The organism is Aminomonas paucivorans DSM 12260, from assembly GCF_000165795.1.
Lineage (GTDB): Bacteria > Synergistota > Synergistia > Synergistales > Synergistaceae > Aminomonas > Aminomonas paucivorans.
The window spans coordinates 1,694,826-1,713,081 of sequence record NZ_CM001022.1; the positions used below are offsets into that span (position 1 = coordinate 1,694,826).

General features: G+C 68.0%; 16 protein-coding genes. 1 reads left to right on the forward strand and 15 read right to left on the reverse strand.

All coding sequences use genetic code 11. The features are described 5' to 3' along the window. Positions 1–41: 41 nt before the first annotated feature. The 3 genes from APAU_RS07985 to miaB are packed head-to-tail and all read right to left on the reverse strand — an operon-like array spanning position 42 to position 3,500. Positions 42–1,472 (reverse strand): ComEC/Rec2 family competence protein, encoded by a 1,431-nt coding sequence (locus APAU_RS07985; protein ID WP_006301215.1) that lies wholly within the window; start codon positions 1,470–1,472, stop codon positions 42–44. 4 nt (positions 1,473–1,476) lie between these two features. Further along, positions 1,477–2,172 (reverse strand): helix-hairpin-helix domain-containing protein, encoded by a 696-nt coding sequence (locus APAU_RS07990; RefSeq protein WP_006301216.1) that lies wholly within the window; start codon positions 2,170–2,172, stop codon positions 1,477–1,479. Further along, positions 2,160–3,500: a tRNA (N6-isopentenyl adenosine(37)-C2)-methylthiotransferase MiaB gene (miaB, locus tag APAU_RS07995; protein ID WP_006301217.1), complete on the reverse strand. Its 1,341-nt coding sequence runs from the start codon at positions 3,498–3,500 to the stop codon at positions 2,160–2,162. The genes APAU_RS07990 and miaB overlap by 13 nt, the downstream gene beginning before the upstream one ends. A 153-nt stretch (positions 3,501–3,653) precedes the next feature. Between miaB and APAU_RS13325 the strand changes: the two genes are divergently transcribed. Next, entirely contained in the window at positions 3,654–4,136 is a 483-nt protein-coding gene (locus APAU_RS13325; protein ID WP_006301218.1) for a hypothetical protein, read from the forward strand. Positions 4,137–4,201: 65 nt separating this feature from the next. On the opposite strand, the gene rd is transcribed toward APAU_RS13325, so the two are convergent. The 12 genes from rd to grdB form a co-directional block, all read right to left on the reverse strand. Next, entirely contained in the window at positions 4,202–4,363 is a 162-nt protein-coding gene (rd, locus tag APAU_RS08005; protein WP_006301219.1) for a rubredoxin, read from the reverse strand. 76 nt (positions 4,364–4,439) lie between these two features. Then, complete coding sequence (locus tag APAU_RS08010) at positions 4,440–5,546, reverse strand: M24 family metallopeptidase (RefSeq protein ID WP_006301220.1); 1,107 nt, start codon at positions 5,544–5,546, stop codon at positions 4,440–4,442. Beyond that, entirely contained in the window at positions 5,543–6,526 is a 984-nt protein-coding gene (locus APAU_RS08015; RefSeq protein WP_006301221.1) for an AIR synthase related protein, read from the reverse strand. The genes APAU_RS08010 and APAU_RS08015 overlap by 4 nt, the downstream gene beginning before the upstream one ends. Next, positions 6,523–7,086, reverse strand: coding sequence for an epoxyqueuosine reductase QueH (locus tag APAU_RS08020; protein WP_006301222.1), 564 nt, complete (start codon positions 7,084–7,086; stop codon positions 6,523–6,525). The genes APAU_RS08015 and APAU_RS08020 overlap by 4 nt, the downstream gene beginning before the upstream one ends. Then, positions 7,073–7,942 (reverse strand): tRNA (adenine-N1)-methyltransferase, encoded by an 870-nt coding sequence (locus tag APAU_RS08025; RefSeq protein WP_006301223.1) that lies wholly within the window; start codon positions 7,940–7,942, stop codon positions 7,073–7,075. The genes APAU_RS08020 and APAU_RS08025 overlap by 14 nt, the downstream gene beginning before the upstream one ends. Then, positions 7,935–9,881: a transketolase gene (locus tag APAU_RS08030; protein WP_006301224.1), complete on the reverse strand. Its 1,947-nt coding sequence runs from the start codon at positions 9,879–9,881 to the stop codon at positions 7,935–7,937. The genes APAU_RS08025 and APAU_RS08030 overlap by 8 nt, the downstream gene beginning before the upstream one ends. A gap of 131 nt (positions 9,882–10,012) precedes the next feature. Continuing rightward, a complete protein-coding gene (ald, locus tag APAU_RS08035) occupies positions 10,013–11,131 on the reverse strand; it encodes an alanine dehydrogenase (protein ID WP_006301225.1) in 1,119 nt (372 codons plus the stop codon). A 105-nt stretch (positions 11,132–11,236) separates the two neighbouring features. Further along, positions 11,237–12,355, reverse strand: coding sequence for an alanine racemase (gene alr, locus APAU_RS08040; protein WP_006301226.1), 1,119 nt, complete (start codon positions 12,353–12,355; stop codon positions 11,237–11,239). Between the two features lie 59 nt (positions 12,356–12,414). Then, positions 12,415–13,791, reverse strand: a complete 1,377-nt coding sequence (locus APAU_RS08045) for an alanine/glycine:cation symporter family protein (protein ID WP_006301227.1) — start codon at positions 13,789–13,791, stop codon at positions 12,415–12,417. Positions 13,792–14,098: 307 nt separating this feature from the next. After that, entirely contained in the window at positions 14,099–15,256 is a 1,158-nt protein-coding gene (gene grdD, locus APAU_RS08050) for a glycine/sarcosine/betaine reductase complex component C subunit alpha (protein WP_006301228.1), read from the reverse strand. Between the two features lie 10 nt (positions 15,257–15,266). Next, positions 15,267–16,808 carry a glycine/sarcosine/betaine reductase complex component C subunit beta gene (gene grdC / locus APAU_RS08055; protein WP_006301229.1) on the reverse strand — a complete coding sequence of 514 codons (1,542 nt, stop codon included), beginning with the start codon at positions 16,806–16,808 and terminating at the stop codon, positions 15,267–15,269. A gap of 137 nt (positions 16,809–16,945) precedes the next feature. Further along, positions 16,946–18,253, reverse strand: coding sequence for a glycine reductase complex selenoprotein B (grdB, locus tag APAU_RS08065; protein WP_006301230.1), 1,308 nt, complete (start codon positions 18,251–18,253; stop codon positions 16,946–16,948). Between the last annotated feature and the right edge of the window lie 3 nt (positions 18,254–18,256).

Consider the following 18,256-nt stretch of genomic DNA (forward strand, 5'->3'; position numbering starts at 1 on the left):
CCTCTTCCTTTTCGGCTGGCCTGCCGATCATGGGCCCCATTCTACACCCCCGCGAGGACCCGCACGGACCAGGCCAGGACCCCTCCCGCAAGGCCCAGGGCCGCCAGAATCGCCCGAGGGACGGAGCAGGAGGAGGCGCGAAGGGCCCCGAAGGCCGCCGCTCCCGCCGCCAGGCTTGCCAGGAGGGGGGAAAAGGGAACCTGCCAGGGCAGGATCCGACAGATCCCGTCCGCCACGAGCGCAAAGGCCTCCGCCATCAGCTCTCCGGGAAAGGCGAGCAGGGCGCTCCCGGGAAGACCCGCAAGGGCGGGAAGGGACAAGAGGGAGACCAGGGGGAAGAACAGGGCGAAGAAGGGTAAAGCCAGCAGGTTCACCGCCAGCCCCGCCACGGGGACCGTGCCGAAGGCCCAGGTCACCAGGGGAGCCGTGACCAGCCACACCAGGGGACCCGCCAAGGGGAGGAAGGGACGGGGAAGCCCGCTCCAGGAGGAGAGCACCAGCACGGAGAGGACGGAGAGGCGGAAACCCAGATCCGTGAAGAGCCAGGGGTTCAGGGCCAGGAGGAGCAACGCCGCAACGCAAAGGGAGTGGAAGGCCCGGGAGGGACGCCCCAGGGCACCCCCCAGCAGCACCACCTGGATCATGGCCCCCGCACGAAGGGCGCTGGCGGCGGCCCCCGCCAGGAGCACGTAGCCCCACAGGAAGAGGCTCTCCCAGAGCAGCCTCCCCGGGACCCGGCGCAGGAGGAGGTGGAGGATCCCCACCACCAGAGCCACGTGAAACCCCGAGACCGCCAGGATATGGGAGGTCCCCCATCGGGCGTGCTGCCTCGCCAGGTCCGGGTCCCTTCGGCCCAGCCAGGCCGCCAGGAGGTACCCCCGAACCGGGGAGGGGAGGTTCAGCAGCAGGGCGGATCGGACGCCGTTTCTCCAGGCGACCCACCCGGACGGGGGAGAGCGGAACTCCAGAAGCGCCGCGTCCAGGACCCCCTGCGCCCCCCGGCATCGCCAGTAGGCCTCCTCGTCGAACCCCCGAAGGGAATCGGAAGACCGAAAAGGACGAGGTCCGCCCCGCACCCGATACATCTGCCCTTCCATCGCCCCGGTCCCCCAGGGAAGGGCCACGAGAAAACGGCCGGAGGGGAACCCCATGAGGGCCACCCGGGAAGACCCCCAGGAACGTTCCAGGAGGACCCGCCCCGTTTCGTCCAGGCGCCGGGGCAGTTCCGGGGCTTGGACCAACCGGGCGGCGACCCACCAGGACCCCAGGAAGGAGACGAGAAGGATCAGGACCGCCGGGGGCAGGCTCCCCGGGGCGGGGAAAGCCCCTTCTCCCAGAAGGAGCACCGCCGCGGTGCACAGCCCCCCCGCCGCGGCGGCCGCAATCGGGGAAACCCCCAGGCGAACCGCCGAGAGGGCGCCGATCCAGCCGCACAGGACGGCGAACGCCGGGGCTCGGGTCAGGAGGGACACGGGATCAGGGGGACAAGCGAAGGAAGGGTCGCATCTGCTCCAGCTTCTTCGGGCCGATGCCCTTCACCCGAAGGAGGTCCTCCGGCACCCGAAAAGGGCCGTTGGCCTCCCGGAAGGCTACGATGGCCTCCCCGGTCTTGGGCCCCACTCCGGGGAGGGCCTCCAGCTCCTTGGCGGTGGCCCGGTTGGGATCCACCGTGGCCGTCTGGGGAGAGGCGCCTCCCCGAACCCCTTCCGTCTCCTTGGTGGTGGATCGGGAAACCGGGGCCCCTGCGGCGCTTCCTCCTCCCGCAGGGGGCGCGCCCTTTTCGGGCACCCGGACGTGGTCTCCGTCCCTCAGGAGGGCGGCCAGGTTGACCCCTTCGGGGTCCGCCTTTTCCGTGAGCCCTCCCGCCTTGTCCACCGCCTCGTAGACCCGGCTCTCCGGGGGCACCCGGACGATGCCAGGATGCCTCACCTCCCCGGTGACGTAGACGATCCAGTCCGGAGTCGCCTCGGGAGGGAGAGACGGGGGCGCCGTCTCTCCCTCTCGGGGCTGGGCAGCCTCAGGGGCCGCCACCCGGAGGATGTCCCCCGCCACCTGTCGGTTCTCCCCGCTGCGGAACCGTCCGGCAAAACCCCAGACGAGGGCGAAGGCCACGAGGAAACAGACCAAACCTCCCAGGGCCGTCCAGAAGGGGCGTCTCTTCAGGAAATCCACGGTCTCTCCTCCCCCGGCCTTTGCACCTCCCCGCGCAGGTACCAGGTCTCCGCCGACACGATCCTCACGAGGATCTCTTCTCCCGCCGTCGCCGGCCCAGGGAAGAGCACCACCTTGTCCTGGGGGGTACGCCCCTGCCAGAACCCCTCCCCTTTGGGTGCGGGGCCCTCCGCCAGGACGGGGAGGACGCGCCCCACATAGGTCTCGTTGATCTCCCGAGCGATGCGGGACTGAAGGTCGTTCACCTCGCCTAGCCGCCGCATCCGGGTCGCCTGGTCCAGGTGCCCGGGCAAGCTCTCGGCTCGGGTCCCCGGGCGCACGGAGTAGGCCGCCGAGTGGACCTGGTCGAAACGAAGTTCCTCCAGCAGGGAAAGGGACTCTCGGAAGTCCTCCTCCGTCTCCCCGGGGAACCCCACGATCAGGTCCGTGGTGAGCCCCGCGTCGGGAACCCGTTCCCGCAGGAGTCCCACGGATCGTCGGTAGGAGGCCCCGTCGTACCCCCGCCCCATGGCCGCCAGGATCCGGTCGCTCCCGGACTGGACGGGCAGGTTCAAGGCGGGGCAGACCCGGGGATGCTCCGCCATGACCCGCACCAGCTCCTCCGAAAAGTCCACGGGGTGGGACGTGGCGTAGCGGACCCGCAGCACCCCGGGAACCTCCGCCACCTCCCGAAGGAGCCGGGGGAAGGAGAACCCGTCGCTTCGGTCGACCCCGAACCGGTTCACGTTCTGCCCCAGGAGGGTGATCTCCCGGACTCCCCGATCCGCCAGACACCGGACCTCTCGGAGGATCGCCTCCGGGTCCCGGGATTGGAAGCGTCCCCGGACGTAGGGGACGATGCAGTAGGCACAGAAGTGGTCGCATCCGTGGGCGATGGTCACGTAGGCCCGGATGCTTCCCGGAGTCACCTGGGGAGGAAAGCGAAGGTCCTCCAGGGCTCGCGGGTCTTCGTCCAGGAAGACGCGAAGCTGGTCGTCCTCCAGACAGCGCCCCAAGGCCTCGGGGACTCGCCCTAGGTGCCGGGGTCCCGCCAAGAGGCGAACCCAGGGGAACCGCCGCGGGATGTCTTCCCCCAGCCTCTGGGCCATGCAGCCCAAGAGGGCCACCACGGGGGCCTTTCTGCCCCCTCCGGGACGATAACGCCCCAGCTCGCTGGCCACCTTCTGCTCCGCCTTGTCTCGGATGCTGCAGGTGACGAAGAGGACCGCATCCGCCTCGTCCTCCCCCTGGACCTCCGTCCAACCGGCCCCGGACAGGGCCGTGCGCAGCCGGTCCCCGTCGTAGGCGTTCATCTGGCATCCGTACACGTCGATCTTGAAGGAGCGCACCCGATCCTCTCCTCTGTCTCCACCGGGGATCGAACCCCGGGAAGGTCCCGCCTCGGGGAACCATCCTCTCCCGAAAAGGGAAGGAACGTCCCTCAAGGCCTTGCGTCCTGATTCGAGGGAAGTTTATCATAACCGGGCTGTCAGGAACCGGAGGTGATCCCCCTGCGTCTTGTCCGACCCACCCTATGCGCCCTGTTTTTGGCCTGGGCCACCGCTGCCTGGGCACTGCCCGTCTCCCCGGAGGCCCTTCCGGATCTGGAGGGGTGGACCTCCCTGTCCGCCCCCAAGACGACCCCCATCACCACCCCTTCCGGGGACAAAGGAACCTGGGTCCAGCGGGACTACCGAAACGCCCAGGGCGACCGCATCCACGCGGAGTGGCTCGCCGGCCCCCTGGTGGCGGACTGGAAGGCCCCCCAGCCGGGAATCCGGGGGAACGACGCCCCCCTAGGCTTTGGGGCCACCTACCAAACCTCGGAGTGGAAGGGATGCCTCGCCATCCTGGAGGCCCGCCCCCACCTGGGGCTTTCCCTGACCCTCTCCCTCCCCGGATCGGGAGTCCTCACCCTGGAGAGCCCCACGGCGGACGAGGCATCCCTGAACGCCCTGGGGGAGCACATCCTGAACAGACCCTAGGAAACGGCGAAGGGGCGACCCGAACGGGCCGCCCCTTCGCGCAGGAAGATCCGACGCGGGATCGGTCACTCCGTGACTTCGAACATGTCCTTGGCGACCCCGCAGACGGGACAGACCCAGTCGTCGGGGATTTCTTCGAAGGGGGTCCCGGGGGCGATCCCGGAATCCGGATCTCCGTTGGCGGGATCATAGACGTATCCGCAGACCGTGCAGACGTACTTCTTCATCGAACAGGCCTCCCTCATCTCGGACTGGTGACGCGCACCTCCGTCATTATAGACGAATCCCCTCCCAGGCAGCCAGTCAGCGAAGGACGAAGAACTCCCGGGGCAAGGCCTGGGTGATCCGGTCCGGCCCCTCCATGCGCAGGACGTAGTCGTCCTCCACCCGCAGTCCCCCCCGTCCCTCCACGTACACCCCCGGCTCCAGGGTCACCACGTCCCCCGCCTCCAGGATGTCCTCTCCCCGAGGCGAGACACGAGGGGCCTCGTGCAGCTCCAGCCCGATGCCATGGCCCAGACCGTGGGAGAACGCCTCCCCCCACCCCGCCTGTTCGATCAGGCTCCGGGCGACCCGGTCCACCTCCCGCCCCGAGACCCCCACGCAGAGAGCCTCCGCCGCGGCATCCTGGGCGGCCACCAACAGTTCGTGGAGATCCCGGGCCCAGGGATCCAGGGTCCCCACGGCCACGTTGCGGGTGATGTCGCAGACATAGCCTTCGTATCGGGCCCCGAAGTCCACGGTGAACCACTCCCCCGGGGCAAAGCGCCGTTCCGTGGGGGTGCCGTGAGGCAGGGCGCTCCGGGGCCCGGAGGCCACGATGAAGGAGTGGGACCCCCATCCTCCCTCCGCTCCCGAAACCTGCAGGCGATACTCCAGCAGAGCGGCGAACTCCCGCTCGCTCATCCCGGGACCCGCGACCCCCAGGGTCTCCATGAAGGCTCCCGCTGCCTTCCGCGCCGCCTCCTCGATCAGGCGGAGTTCCTGTTCTTCCTTGATCCGCCGCAGAAGGGGCAGGAGGTCCGAACGGTCCACCCACTCCACGGGGCAGCGGGACTCCATCTCCCGGTAGACGCGCAGGGACACCCGTTCCGCCTCGAAGCCCACCCGGCGCAGACGAAGACGCCGGATCTCCTCCCCCGCCGCCTCCACGAGGGAGCGGTTCCCCTGCTCCACCACGGAAAAGGGGGACTGGCTCCTCGCCTGGACCAGATAGCGCCCGTCGGTGATCAGGATCTCCTCGTCCCGGGATACCAGCAGCGCGGCGCTGGTCCCCCGGTAGCCGCTCAGGTAGACGGCGCTCTCCCAGTTCTGCCCCTCCCGAACCAGGAGAAGAACTCCGTCCAGGTCCTCCTGGATCAGGGCCCCCCGAAGCCGGGCCAGGCGCCCGGCGCAGGCGGAAAAGCTCACGACCGGACTTCCAGGGGACGGCGCAGCAGTCCCCATAGCTCCTCCCGGGTGGACACGTCCCCGTGGAAGGCCTCCTGAGCCACCTCCCCCACGGAGGCCCAGGGGATCCCCAGGTCGTCCAGACGCTTCCCCGCCTCCTCCAGGGCTTCCGGAGGCAACACCGCCAACAGGCTTCCCGAAGCGATGAGGTGCAGGGGGTCGAAACCCAGCCTCTCCGCCGCCCGAAGGGTCAGGGGGTGCAAGGGGACGCGGTCCTCCTCCACCCGGAAACGGTGCCCCGCCAGGCGCTCCATCTCGCTTACCCCTCCCCAGAAGCCGCCCTCCGTGGGGTCGTGGAGGAACCGGGCCAGATCCCGAAGGGCCCGAGCCTCCGGCACCACGGAGGTCAGGGCGCCCCAGGACGCCACCTCCATGAGTTCGCCCCGGTCCATGCAGGGTTCCAACAGATCCGGCCGATCCTGGGCCAGGATGGACAGACCCTCGATGGCCAGGTGCTTCGTCGCCAGGAGCCGATCCCCGGGGCGGATGTCCCGGGCGGAGAGCACCCGGTCCGCCATCCCGATCATGGCTCCCATGAGCACGGGGCGGTCGTAGCGGTCGTTGAACTCCGTGTGCCCCCCCGCCACGGCGATCCCCAGCTCCGCGCAGGCCCCGTGGATCTCCGTCATGAGGGAACAGGCCCCCGCCTCTCCCAAGGAAGGGGGGAGGATCAGGGTCACCGCGAGAAAGGCCGGTTCCCCCCCTTTGGAGGCCACGTCGTTGGCGTTCACCTGGACCAGGAGCCTTCCGGCCCCCGCTCCGGCCCCCACGATGGGGTCGGAGGTGAAGACCAGGAACTTCCCGTCGGGCCAGCGGATCACCGCCGCATCCTCTCCCACCGCAGGTCCCACCACAAGCTCCGGACGCGTGGCCCCTCCGAAGTGAAGCACGCAGCGCTCCAGCGATTCCGGGGCCAGTTTTCCCGAGGGCATGGAGTTCATCCTTCCTGCCCCTCCCTTCTGCTGTACACACAGCCGCACCAGGTCTGGCGGTACAACCCCAGCCTGTGGCTTTCCGTCACCGAACGTTTGAATCCGTCGTTTTTCCGCCACACCCGATCCTCCCAGAGGAGACCGAACTGGGAGGCCACCTGTCGCCCCATGCGGTTGATCCGCTCCGGATCCTTGTGGGGGCTGATGGTAAGGGTGGTGCAAAGGTGGGTGCACCCCTCTCTTTGCGCCGCCCGTGCCGCCCCCAGGAGCTGCAGGGCGAAGCACAGCCCGCAGCGGCGACCTCCCTCGGGCTCATGCTTCAAAGCCGCGACCGCTTCCAGCCATCGGGGGGGATCGTAGGGCTCGAAAACCGCGGCCCCTCCCCGGCTTTCCGCCAGGGCGCGGACACTCTCCGCCCTGCGGCGGTATTCCTCTTCCGGGTGGATGTGGTGGCCCGTGAAGTACCCCGTCACGCGAAAGCCCTGGGCCTCCAGATCCGGCCAGGGGACCGTCCCGTCGGGGGCGCAACAGAGATGGAGCAGCAGGGCGATCCCCTTAGAACTCTCCATGCTCCTCGGAAGTCGGCTCTTTCTGTTCCTCCCCCGGCGCCTCCAGGAGAACCACCGCCTCCGGTGCGGCCTGCTCCTCCGGCAAGACCACGGGATCCGCCTTGCTGGCGAAGATCAGGTACCCCGTGTGTCCCACCATCATGTCCTCCGGCCGGATGCGCCTCGGGTCCGTCTTGAGGTAGCGCAGCATCAGCTCCAGAACCTGGGGATCCGCAAAGTGGTGCTCCCGCAGGACGTCCAGGGTCCGCTCGATCTGGTTGGTGGTGGGCACCAGGATGGCCAGGCGGTTTCCCGGGGCCAGGGCCTCCTCGGCGGCGGCGATGTAGTCCCAGGGGTTGGGCAGGTCCAGGAAGACTGCGTCCGCATCCCTCTCGTCGAAGCCCTCGTCCAGGCTGCGGACCTTGAAGGTGATCCGGTCCGCCACCCCCCAGCGCTCCGCGTTCTTTCGGGCCAGCTCGGAGAAATCCTCCCGCCGGTCGTAGGTACACACTCTCCCCGTGGGCCCCACGAAGTGGGCGAAGACGCAGGTGAGGCTTCCCGACCCGGTGCCGCACTCCACCACCGTGGCGCCGGGGCCCAGGTTCAGGTGCATCACCAGGAACCCCGCCTCCTTAGGGTAGACGATCTGGGTGTTCCGCTTGATCCGCCGGGTGTATTCCCCCAAGGTGGGGCGCAGCACCGCGAAGGACTCCCCGCTGTGGCTTCGCACCACGCTTCCGTACTCCTTGCCCACGAAGTCGTCATGCCGCAGCTGACCCAGGCGGGAACCCTGCACCGCCCCCTTGGCCAGGCGCAGGAGGAAGGCATCCCCCTTCTTGGGGGACCAGAGAAAGACCAGGTCGCCGTACTCAAGCATGGGAAGCCCGAAGGGACAGGAAGGCGTCCCGGATTCCCGGGGCGTCCAGCCCCATGCGGCGGTACACGTCCCGAGAGGCCCCGGAGTCCCCGTAGCGGGTGACCCCCAGGGTGCGCAGGGGCACGACCCGGCCGGAGCGGGCCAGGATCAGGGCCACGGAGGCCCCCAGCCCCGTGTCGACGTGGTGGTCCTCCACCGTCACCAGGGGTCCCGTCCCCAGGAGGGGAAGGAGCTCCTCCGGGTCGAGGCCCAAGGGGCAGGCGGTGTGGAGCACCTGAACCTCCAGGCCCTCCCGGGCCAGCAGGTCCCGGGCCTCCAGTGCCCGCCCCGCCAGGGCTCCCAGGGCAAGGAGGGATCCGTCCCGACCGGGGCGCAGCACGTCCACCTCCCCGTAGCGGAAGGAGTATCCGTCCCCGAAGAAGGGGGTCCCGTCCTCCCGAAGGATCGGGGGCACCACGCTTCGCCCCATGGCCAGGCAGACGTTTCCGGGCTCCGTCAGGGCCCAGCGCACCGCCCGGTCCGTCTGGTTCGGGTCCGCCGGGACCACCAGCCTCCAGTCGAAGGTGTTACGAAGCAGCCCCGCATAGTCGATGCACTGGTGGGTCTTCCCGTCCTCCCCCACGTCCAGACCCACGTGGGTGAGCACCAGCTTCAGGGAGGAGCCGTTGATGTCGTTGAGACGCTGCTGGTTGTAGGCCTCGTCCAGGCCGAAGACCCCGAAGTCCGCCCACACCGAGACCACCCCGGCGGTGGAGGCGGCTCCCGCCGCGGTGGCCACGGCATGCTCCTGGATCCCCGCCTCCACGAACCCTTCGGGGCAGGCGGCGGCAAAACCGTCCACCTTCACGGAACCCGCCAGGTCACAGTCGAACACCAGCAGGGGCGTGCGCCCGGCAACTCCTCGGTTTCTCGCCCCCAGGTCCGCCAGGGCCTTCCCGAAGGCAGATCGGTTGTCCGTTTTCGTCTCCGCCCCATAGGTGAGGGGACTCCCCGCGTCCAGACAGGGAACGGGCGGCCGGACCTCCCGTCCCCGGGGAAGAGGCGCATCCCGCAGCTTCACCACCCGTGCCGCCTCGGCCTCCGAAGCCCCCAGCTCCTCCAGGGCCAGACGAAGCCGGTCCCCCGACGCGACCTTTCCGTGGTAGTCCGGAATCCCCTCCATGAAGGAGACCCCCTTGCCCATGACGGTGCGACACAGCAGGACCGTGGGACGGTCGCCCTCCCGGGCCTCCCGGAGGGCGACGTAGAGGGCCCCCACGTCGTGCCCGTCCACCTCCGCCACCCGCCATCCGTCGGCCTTCCACAGCGCCACCAGGTCCGCAGGCATGATGGCCTCGGTGGTGCCGCAGATCTGGATGTGGTTCAGGTCCACCAGGACGGTAAGCCGGTTCAGACGCTCCTTGGCGGCGATGCGTCGGGCCTCCGCCACCTGCCCCTTCACCTGCTCCCCGTCCCCCATGAGGACGTAGGTCCAGGCCTCGGAACCCCGAGCCCGGGCGGCCAGGGCAAACCCCACCCCTGCTGCCAGTCCCTGCCCCAGGTTGCCGGTGCCCCAATCGATCCCCGGGACCTCCCGTTCCACGTGCCCCTGGAAGGGGCTTCCCGCCTGCCGGAAATGGGGAACCAGGTCCTCCTCGGAGACGAAGCCCCAGAAGGCCAGGGCCGCGTAGGCCCCCGGGGAGGTGTGGCCGTGGCTGACCACCACCCGGTCCCGGTCCGGGTCGTCGGGATTCTGGGGATCGATCCGGGCCGCTCCGTAGGCCAGCAGGTACAGCTCCATGCTGGACAGGGATCCGGCGGGGTGTCCGCTTCCCGCAGCGGCGGTCATGAGAACCCCCTGGATCCTCCCTTTTCGCGCCCCTTCCCGAAGCGCCATCTGCTGTTCCTCCGTCAGGGTCGGCGCCTTCATGGATTGCAGAGCTTCTTTCAACGTGTTCATGGTCTGGTCCGATCTCCTCTCCGCTTGAGGTTCGGGGCTATTGTACCTCGGGGGGACCGACGAGACGCAAAAGCGCCGGGGAGGGTCTCCCCCCCGGCGCGGCCTGCTCTGCGGGTTTTCTTCTGGGAACTTCAGATCTTCAGGAGCTTCTCCGGGGTCAGGAACTCCAGCCCGAAGGCCTCCGCCACGGGGAGACAGGTCACCTTGCCCCGAGCCAGGTTCAGTCCCAGGCGCAGGGGGAGGCTGTCCCGGCAGGCCTGCTCCCAGCCCTTGTTGGCCAGCTGCTTGCCGTAGGCGATGGTGGCGTTGTTCAGGGCGAAGGTGGCGGTGCGGGAGTAGGCCCCGGGCATGTTGGCCACGCAGTAGTGCACGATGCCGTCCACCAGGAAGACCGGGTCGCTGTGGGTGGTGGGGTGGGAGGTCTCGAAGCACCCCCCCTGGTCGATGGCCACGTCCACCAGCACCGCCCCGGGCTTCATGGTCTTCAGATGCTCCCGCCGCACCAGCTTGGGGGCCTTGGCACCGGGGATGAGCACCGCCCCGATGACGATGTCCGCCTCCTTCAGTCCCTCCTCCAGGGTCATGGGGTCGCTGTACACCGGGAAGACGTTTCGGGGCATGATGTCCCCCAGAAACTCCAGGACGCCGGGGCGCAGATCCAGGATGGTGACCCGGGCGCCGAAACCCGCGGCGATGCGGGCGGCGTTGCGCCCCACGATGCCCCCCCCCAGGATAAGGACGTTACAGGGAGCCACCCCGGGCACCCCCGAGGCCAGGACACCCCGCCCCCCGTGGGCCCGTCCCAGGTAGTAGCTGCCCATGAGCCCCGCCATGCGCCCGGCCACCTCGCTCATGGGCTTGAGGAGCGGCAGGGTCCCGTCGGCCTCCTGGACGGTCTCGTAGGCCAGGGCGACGATCCCCCGGTCCAGACAGGCCCGGGTCAGCTCCTCCGACGCGGCGAAGTGGAAGTAGGTGTACAGGAGCTGCCCCTCCCTCATGAGGGGATACTCCTGGGGCAGGGGTTCCTTGACCTTGACGATCATCTCCCCCCGGGCCCACACCTCCGCCGCATCCTGGAGGATGGAGGCTCCCGCAGTCTGATACTCCTCGTCGGGAATCCCGGACCCCACCCCTGCATCCCGCTGCACGAACACCTCGTGTCCCGAGTCCACGTAGGCCCGAACGGCGGCGGGAATCAGGCCGACTCGATACTCGTGGTTCTTGATCTCCTTCGGGCATCCGATCTTCATGGACCTTCCTCCTTTGAGTGGGATTCCCCGTGCCTTGATTGACGGAATATTGGGAACAAAAGAAGGTACAACAGATCCCCCAGCTCCGAAGTGCCGGGGGATCTTTCAGTCTTCCAGATGGACCCGAGGCACCCGCTCCGAAAAGAGGCCGGGGATCTCGTAGACGATGGTGCCCAGCCACCGGGCCATCTCCTCCGCCTCGATGGACCGGTCCCCCTGCCTTCCCAGAAGGACCACCTCGTCCCCCACGCACACCTCCGGCAGGGAGGTCACATCCACCAGGCACTGGTCCATGCAGATGGTCCCCACCACGGGAACCCGGTGTCCCAGGATCAGCACCTCCGCCTTGCCCGCCAGGGCCCGGACGTAGCCGTCCCGGTACCCCAGGGGCAGCACCGCCAGCCTCTCCCGTCCCCGGGTGACGTAGCGCAGGCCGTAGCTGACCCCCGAGCCGGGGGGCAACTCCCGCAGCGCCGCCACGGAGGTCTTCACCTCGAAGGCCGGGGACAGGGGGAAGGGGACGGGGCACCCGGGAGAAGGACGCAGGCCGTAGAGGATCACCCCCGGGCGCACCGCGTCCAAGTGCATCTCCGGACAGCGCATCAGGGCGGCGCTGTTGCAGGCATGACGCAGACGCACCCCAACCCCCCGGTCCCGCAGCTCCTCCAGCACATCCCCGAACCGGCGGAACTGCGTCCAGGTGTAATCCAGACGCTCTTCGTCGGCGGTGGCAAAGTGGGTGAACACCCCCTCGAAGTCCAGGTTTCCCAAGGCCAGAAGCTCCGGCAGGAGCGAAGGCAGCTCCTGGGGAAGAAAACCGATGCGCCCCATGCCCGTGTCCACCTTCAGGTGGAAGCGGGCGGGCCGCCCCTGGCGGGTCGCCTCCCGGCTCAGGACCTGGGCGAAGGAAAGGTCCGCCACCGTGGCGGCTACATCCTGGGCCACCAGCTCCCCCGCCGCATCTGCGGAAGAAGCCCCCATCACCAGGATGGGGTCACCGATACCGCACCGCCTCAGTTCCAGGGCCTCTTCGGGGGTAGCCACGGCAAAGCGGGTACACCCCGCCTCGCGCAGGGCCGACGCCACGGGAACCATGCCCGTTCCGTAGGCGTTGGCCTTTACCACCCCCATCACCTGGGCTCGGGCTCCCACGTGGGAGCGGATGGACCGATAGTTCTCCTGGATCCGGCCCAGGTGGACCTCCATTCGGGTAGGACGCAGCATGACAGGACTCCTTCCAGGTCAAAGAAGGGCGGGAGGATTTTCCCCCCGCCCTGTCCGGCTCAGTCCTTCAAGACACCGGTACGCCGCTTCTCGTCGAAGTCCCGTACCAAACGCCTCATCTCTCCGGACATCAACAGGAGGGCCACCAGGTTGGGGATGGCCATGAGGCCGTTGAGAGTATCCGCCAGATCCCACAGGTTGACCAGGATCTCCGCTCCTCCCCAGCCACCCAGGATCACCAGGACGATCCAGAGGACCTTGAAGGGCATGATGACCTTGGTCCCGAAAAGGTACGTCGCAGCGGTTTCCCCGTACCAGTACCAGCCCAGCACGGTGGAATAGGCGAACAGGGCCAGTCCTACGGAGAGGATCATGGTGCCCGTTCCCCCCAGGACGCTCTGGAAGGCCGACAGGGTGAGCTTGGCCCCCGTCAGCTCCGGCTGCGCCGTCAGGACTCCCGTGGAAAGGACGCAGACTGCGGTGATCATGCAGATCACGATGGTATCCATGAACACTTCGAAGAGCCCGTAGACGCCCTGGCGCACCGGATGGTCCACGATGGCCGTGGCGTGCACCATGGGGGCGGAGCCCAGGCCCGCTTCGTTGGAGAAGACCCCCCGGGCGATGCCTTTGGTCATGGCGATCTTCACGGTCCAGCCTGCCAGGGCTCCCGGCATGGCCATGGGATCGGAGAAGGCGTAGTGGACGGCGCTGCCGATGGCGGCGGGCACCTGGGAGAGGTGGGCCGCGATCACCGCCAGACCGCCCACGATGTAGAAGATGGCCATGAAGGGGGTCAGGTAGGTGGTGACGGTGGAAAGCCGCGTCAGCCCTCCCCAGATGACCAGGGCGGTAAGGATCGCCAGGGCGATGGCGGTGTACAGATGGGGGATGCCGAAGCCCAGGTTCAGTCCCTCGGCGGTGGAGTTGGCCTGCACCATGTTCCCGATGCCGAAGGAGGCGAAGAAGGTGAAGACGGCGAAGACCACCGCCAGCCACTTCATCCCCAGGGCTTTTTCGATGATGTACATGGTGCCGCCCCGCCAGTTCCCCTGATCATCCTTGTCCCGGAACCGGACCGCCAGGGAGACCTCGCAGAACTTGGTGGTCATGCCGAACACCGCGGAGATGAACATCCACACCATGGCGCCCGGCCCCCCCAGATGAAGGGCCGTGGCGACCCCGGCGATGTTGCCGGTGCCCACGGTGGCGGAAAGGGCCGTCGCCAGCGCCGCAAAGGAGGAGATGGACCCCTCTCCCTCCTTTTTCTTCCCCAACTTCCCCAGAACTTCCTTGAACATGAAACCGAAGTAGCGTACCTGGGGGAAACCCAGCAGCACCGTGAGATACACGCCCGTCCCCACGAACAGGACCAGCATCCACGGCCCCCAGACGATGCCGTTGACGACACCGTTGATCTTCATGATCGCGTCCACAGGTGCACCTCCTCTCTGCTACCCTCGTTTCTTGGCTCTTGCAGGCGTTTCCCAGGGTCTTGGGCGTCTTGGAAAACCGGTCACCTCCCTTTGGAGGCAGCGGGGACGGGGCGGGCAAAGAAGAGGGAAGATTCCGTCAACACAAAACCCCATTTGCCGCCCGGTTCCGCCTTATGCCTCGAACCAAATTGTAGATCACCGTGGAAACACACCGCAAGTGTCTTCTTGCAAAGCGAGGGGGGGTTCCCCGGCAAGTTGCCGAAGAACCCCCCGGGAAGTGTGCTTGGGTGGCCAAATTGAACGGGGCTTATAGGTACCCCGCGCTTTTCAGGATGCCCTCTGCCCGCTCCAGATCCTTGCGAGGGACCTTCACCACCGGGCCGGTGCACCCCATGGCGGATTCGGCGTAGATCCCCGCCTTCCACAGCTCCCGGGTGGCGTCGTCTACGGAAAGGACGTCGATGCCGTGGATCTCCTCCTCCGTGGGCTCCTTCGGCGGAGCGGACACCTCCGCCTCCCCGGTTCCCGCGGCGGGCTTCGGCGCCAGGGAGACCAGGACCTCCTCCAGCCCCGAGGCCTTGGCCGCCCCGATTTCTTCCGCCACCCGCTCCGGCAGTTTTCCCCGAACCACCGAGGCGGTGTACAGCAGCGCCCCGGCGACCACGGGCTCTCCGGAGGCCCGGGAGATGATGGAGACCACCTTGGGCCATCCTTCCCCGACGGAGGGGCCGTAGCCCCATCCGCTGGCCTCGTAGCTGCCCCCGGTGGTGAAGGCGGAGAAGAGCTTCACCAGCACGTTCCCCGTGAGGGTATCGGTGACGCACAGGTCCACCGCCCCCGCCAGCAGGTCGTTGCCCCGAAGCACCGCGCCCCCGTCCGCCCGGACGCTTTCGCCGAAGCGGATCGGGTACCCCCGCTCCGCGAGGCGACCCAGGGCACGGACCACCAGCTGCGCCCCGTCCACGTTGAGCACCCCCACGGTGGGGTCCTCCATTCCCAGGGAGCGGGCCACCGCCCGACCCAGGATGGCGTTGCGCACCATGGCCTCCAGACGCTGGGACGAGGAGGCTCCGGTGGTGGAGGCCAGGATCAGGGGTTTTCCCTTCCCCGGGGTGACTACCCTTCCGACGGTGGTGACCCCAAGGGGGAAGGGATAGTGCAGCGCCACGGCGCCCTCCACCCGTCCTTCCGCCAGGGCCGTCTCCAGGGCCTGGGCCACGTCGGCCTCGCAGTCCGGGGTTTCGATCCACTCCAGGTCCTCGAAGCCCTCCAGGCGAGGACCGATGAGCACCACCGCCAGGCGGGGGTCCTGGGCCTGAGCGGATCGGGCCGCCCGAGCCAGCTCAGCGGGGCCGTGCTCGCTGCCTCGGGCCATGAGGCCGACGCGCACCTTGGGTCCCCCGCTCTTCGCCGCCTGGACCAGCTCCTCCAAGGCTTCCGCGATGAGACCGCGCTTGTCCGTCATGGCGTCCACCCTACTTGGAATCCCGAAGGGCGGCGGCCAAGTCCCCCAAGGCCTCCAGGAGGAGGGACTTCACCTCGTCCAGGGTGACCCCCTGCGCGGCTCCCGCGCCGGGCTGCGGCGCCTCCAGGACGAAGGACGCCCCGTCGGAAAGGTTGGTCAGTCGAGCCAGGAAGAGGCTTCCCTTCCCGATGATCATGGCCCTCTTCATGCGCCCCTGCCGGATGGCGTCGGAGGCATGCCCCAGGAAGGGAACTCCGGAAGGGATGTGCCCCTGGGTGTGGGCAAAACCGGGGATGCCGTGCTGGGTCACGAAATCCCCCATCTTGGCCTTCTCCAGCTGTCCTTTCATCACCGCCAGGGCGGCGATCATCTTGAAGTTGGCCGCCGGCACATCCCCCGCCCCGGCGGGGAGGGTGATCTCCGGGATGTGCAGCTCCGCGGCGTACTTGTCCACGTCCTCGAAGGAAAGACCCAGCTTCTGCAGGGGTTCGTAGACCAAGGCGGTGGTCACCGCCTGCGGGGAGGCCCCGGCCCCCACAGAATGCTTGCCCAGGGCGTCCAGTCGAATCACCGGGTGCTGCCCGTCGTCGGGACCCAGGAGCACGGCGAAGTTCCCCAGGCAGTTCTCCAGAGCGGGGAGGTCCTTCTTCACGTGGTCCCGGCTGTTCATGTAGAGCTTGGGGATGGCGCCCCCCGCCAGGACCACCACGTTCTTCCGGGCACCGCTGGCCACCATGCAGGCCCCGGCGATGACCGCGTTCACCGGACCGGCGCAGAAACCCCGCACGTCGCACCCGCTGGCGTGGGTGCAGCCGGCGATCTCCGCCACCGCCTTGGCAAAGTTGCCCCCGCCGCGCTGGTTCATGTCGCCCGCGGCCTCTTCGGAGCACTCCACCACGAAGTCCACTTCCTCCGGAGCCATGCCCGTCGTCTCCAGAAGGTGCAGGAGGGAGAGGACCCCGCCGGCCTTGCAGGCCAGGTTTTCCAGGAGGACGTAGGCGGAGAGGCACTCGTCCAGCTCGTGCCCCTTCCGGGAGCACCCCACCAGACGCTCTCCGAGGTAGAGGGGGAGGGCTCCGTGCTCCTCCACTTCCTTGCGGACCTCCTCCTCCGGATGCCCCGCCTCCAAACGGGCGAGGGGGCCCTTGGAGAGGAGGGGGTGGGCTGCAAGCTTCCCCTTCACTTCCCCAGCGAAACCCTGTTCCAGCCAGACGATGTCGAAAACGTCGCACAGGTCCAGAAGGCCCAGGAACTCGTCCTCCGGCATGATCTCCCCGTAGGAGCCGAAGCGACGGACCTCGGGGAGAAGGTTCTGAAGCCACGGCTGGGGATGGGCCGCCAGTTCCTCCAGGGACAGGGCGCCGATGTAGGCCAGGTTGGGGGCGAAGCGAGCGGAGTCCTCGAAGGACTGCACGTGCTCCGGAAGCTTCGCCAGAAACTCCGAATCCTTCTTGCTCTCCCGCTCCACCCAGGGGGTGTTCCCGTAGTGGAAGGCGAGGTTGGGGACATGGTTCAGGCAGTAGGCAGCACCTCGTACGTTTGCGTTCGGCATGGCCGCTTGGTTCCTCCTTCTAGTAAGGAAGCGGCCCGGACCGTGAACCAGCGCTGCATCACGTCCCGGGCCGCTTCGTCTGGATTCTTTCTAGGCCGTGCGGACCGTCCCCGACCCTCGCTGCTGCGGGAATCGGATCAGTCGTTAAACACGGTCTGGTCGGACACCTCAGTCTGAAGGGCCTTCAGGGCCTTCTCGACGATGTGCCGACGGATCTTCTCCTCTTCTGCGTGGGTCCTGGAGGGATCCCCCAGGGGATAGGGGATGGCCACGGCGGGGACGATGCGGTTGGCGCCCACCGTGAGAGAGATGGGGACGATGGTGCAGACGTGCACCACCGGGAATCCTGCCCTTTCGATTTCCTTGACCATCGTTGCACCGCAACGAGTGCAGGTTCCTCAGGTAGATGTGAGGATGACCGCATCCACCCCGTCCTTTTTGAGCTTCGCGGCGATCTCCGCGCCGAAGCGCTTCGCGTTGGCCACGGGGGTTCCGTTGCCCACGGTGGTGTAGAACACCTCGTGGAACTTCTTAAAGACCCCTTCCTTCTCCATCTGCCTCATGGTGTCCACCGGCAGGACCCGGTTGGGGTCCTTGTTGGCGTAGGTGGGATCGTATCCGCCGTGGGCGGTGGCATAGCCCTCCTCGGTGGCGGAGGCCACGGAGGTAAGGTCGTACTCGCCGTAGCGGGTGGCGCTGGAGGCTTCGATGTGGTCCGGATTCCCCTTCGGCACGATGCCGCCAGAGGTGACCAGGGCGATGGTGGCGTTCTTCAGGTCCACCAGCGCAGGGCTGGGGGGAACCCGATCAAAGGCAGGCATCGGGTACTCGGTGACGAAGGGCTCCCCCTTCAGTTTCTTCACCAGCATCTCCGCAGCCCGCTCCGCTCCGGGGCGATCGTGGAACAGGTTCACCCGCAAGCCCCGCTCGATGTAGCCTTCCTCCTCGGGAGTGCCGAGGGTCTGGCCGTCCAGCAGCTTCAGGACCAGCTTGGCCATGGCGGGAACCGCGTCCTTGATCCCCCGGGCGTTGTCAGAGGTCCGCACGATGGGGAAGGCCTTGCGGAACATCTCCACCCCCGGGTTCTCCGGATACATGCCTCCCACCACGGGAAGGCCGAGGCGCTTGGACACCGCCTCTCCCACGGCTCCGCAGGCGGTGCCGTAACGGCCCGCGTTGAACGCCGGCCCCACCACCACCGCGTCGGGGGAGAAGGAAGAGATCATCTCCAGGATGGTGTCCGTGGCAGCATCGATATTGGAGGCAAAGAAGCTGTCGCCGCAGATCACCGTTCCCACCACCTCCGCCTTCCCCGCCAGGGCGCCTTTCAGCGCCGCTCCGGGGCCGACGATGCCGTCGCGCTTCTCGGGGACCACATCGGCCTTTTCCTCGCCTCCGATGCCCGCGAAAAACTGGTTCAGGTAGTGGACGATACGATAGGTCATGCT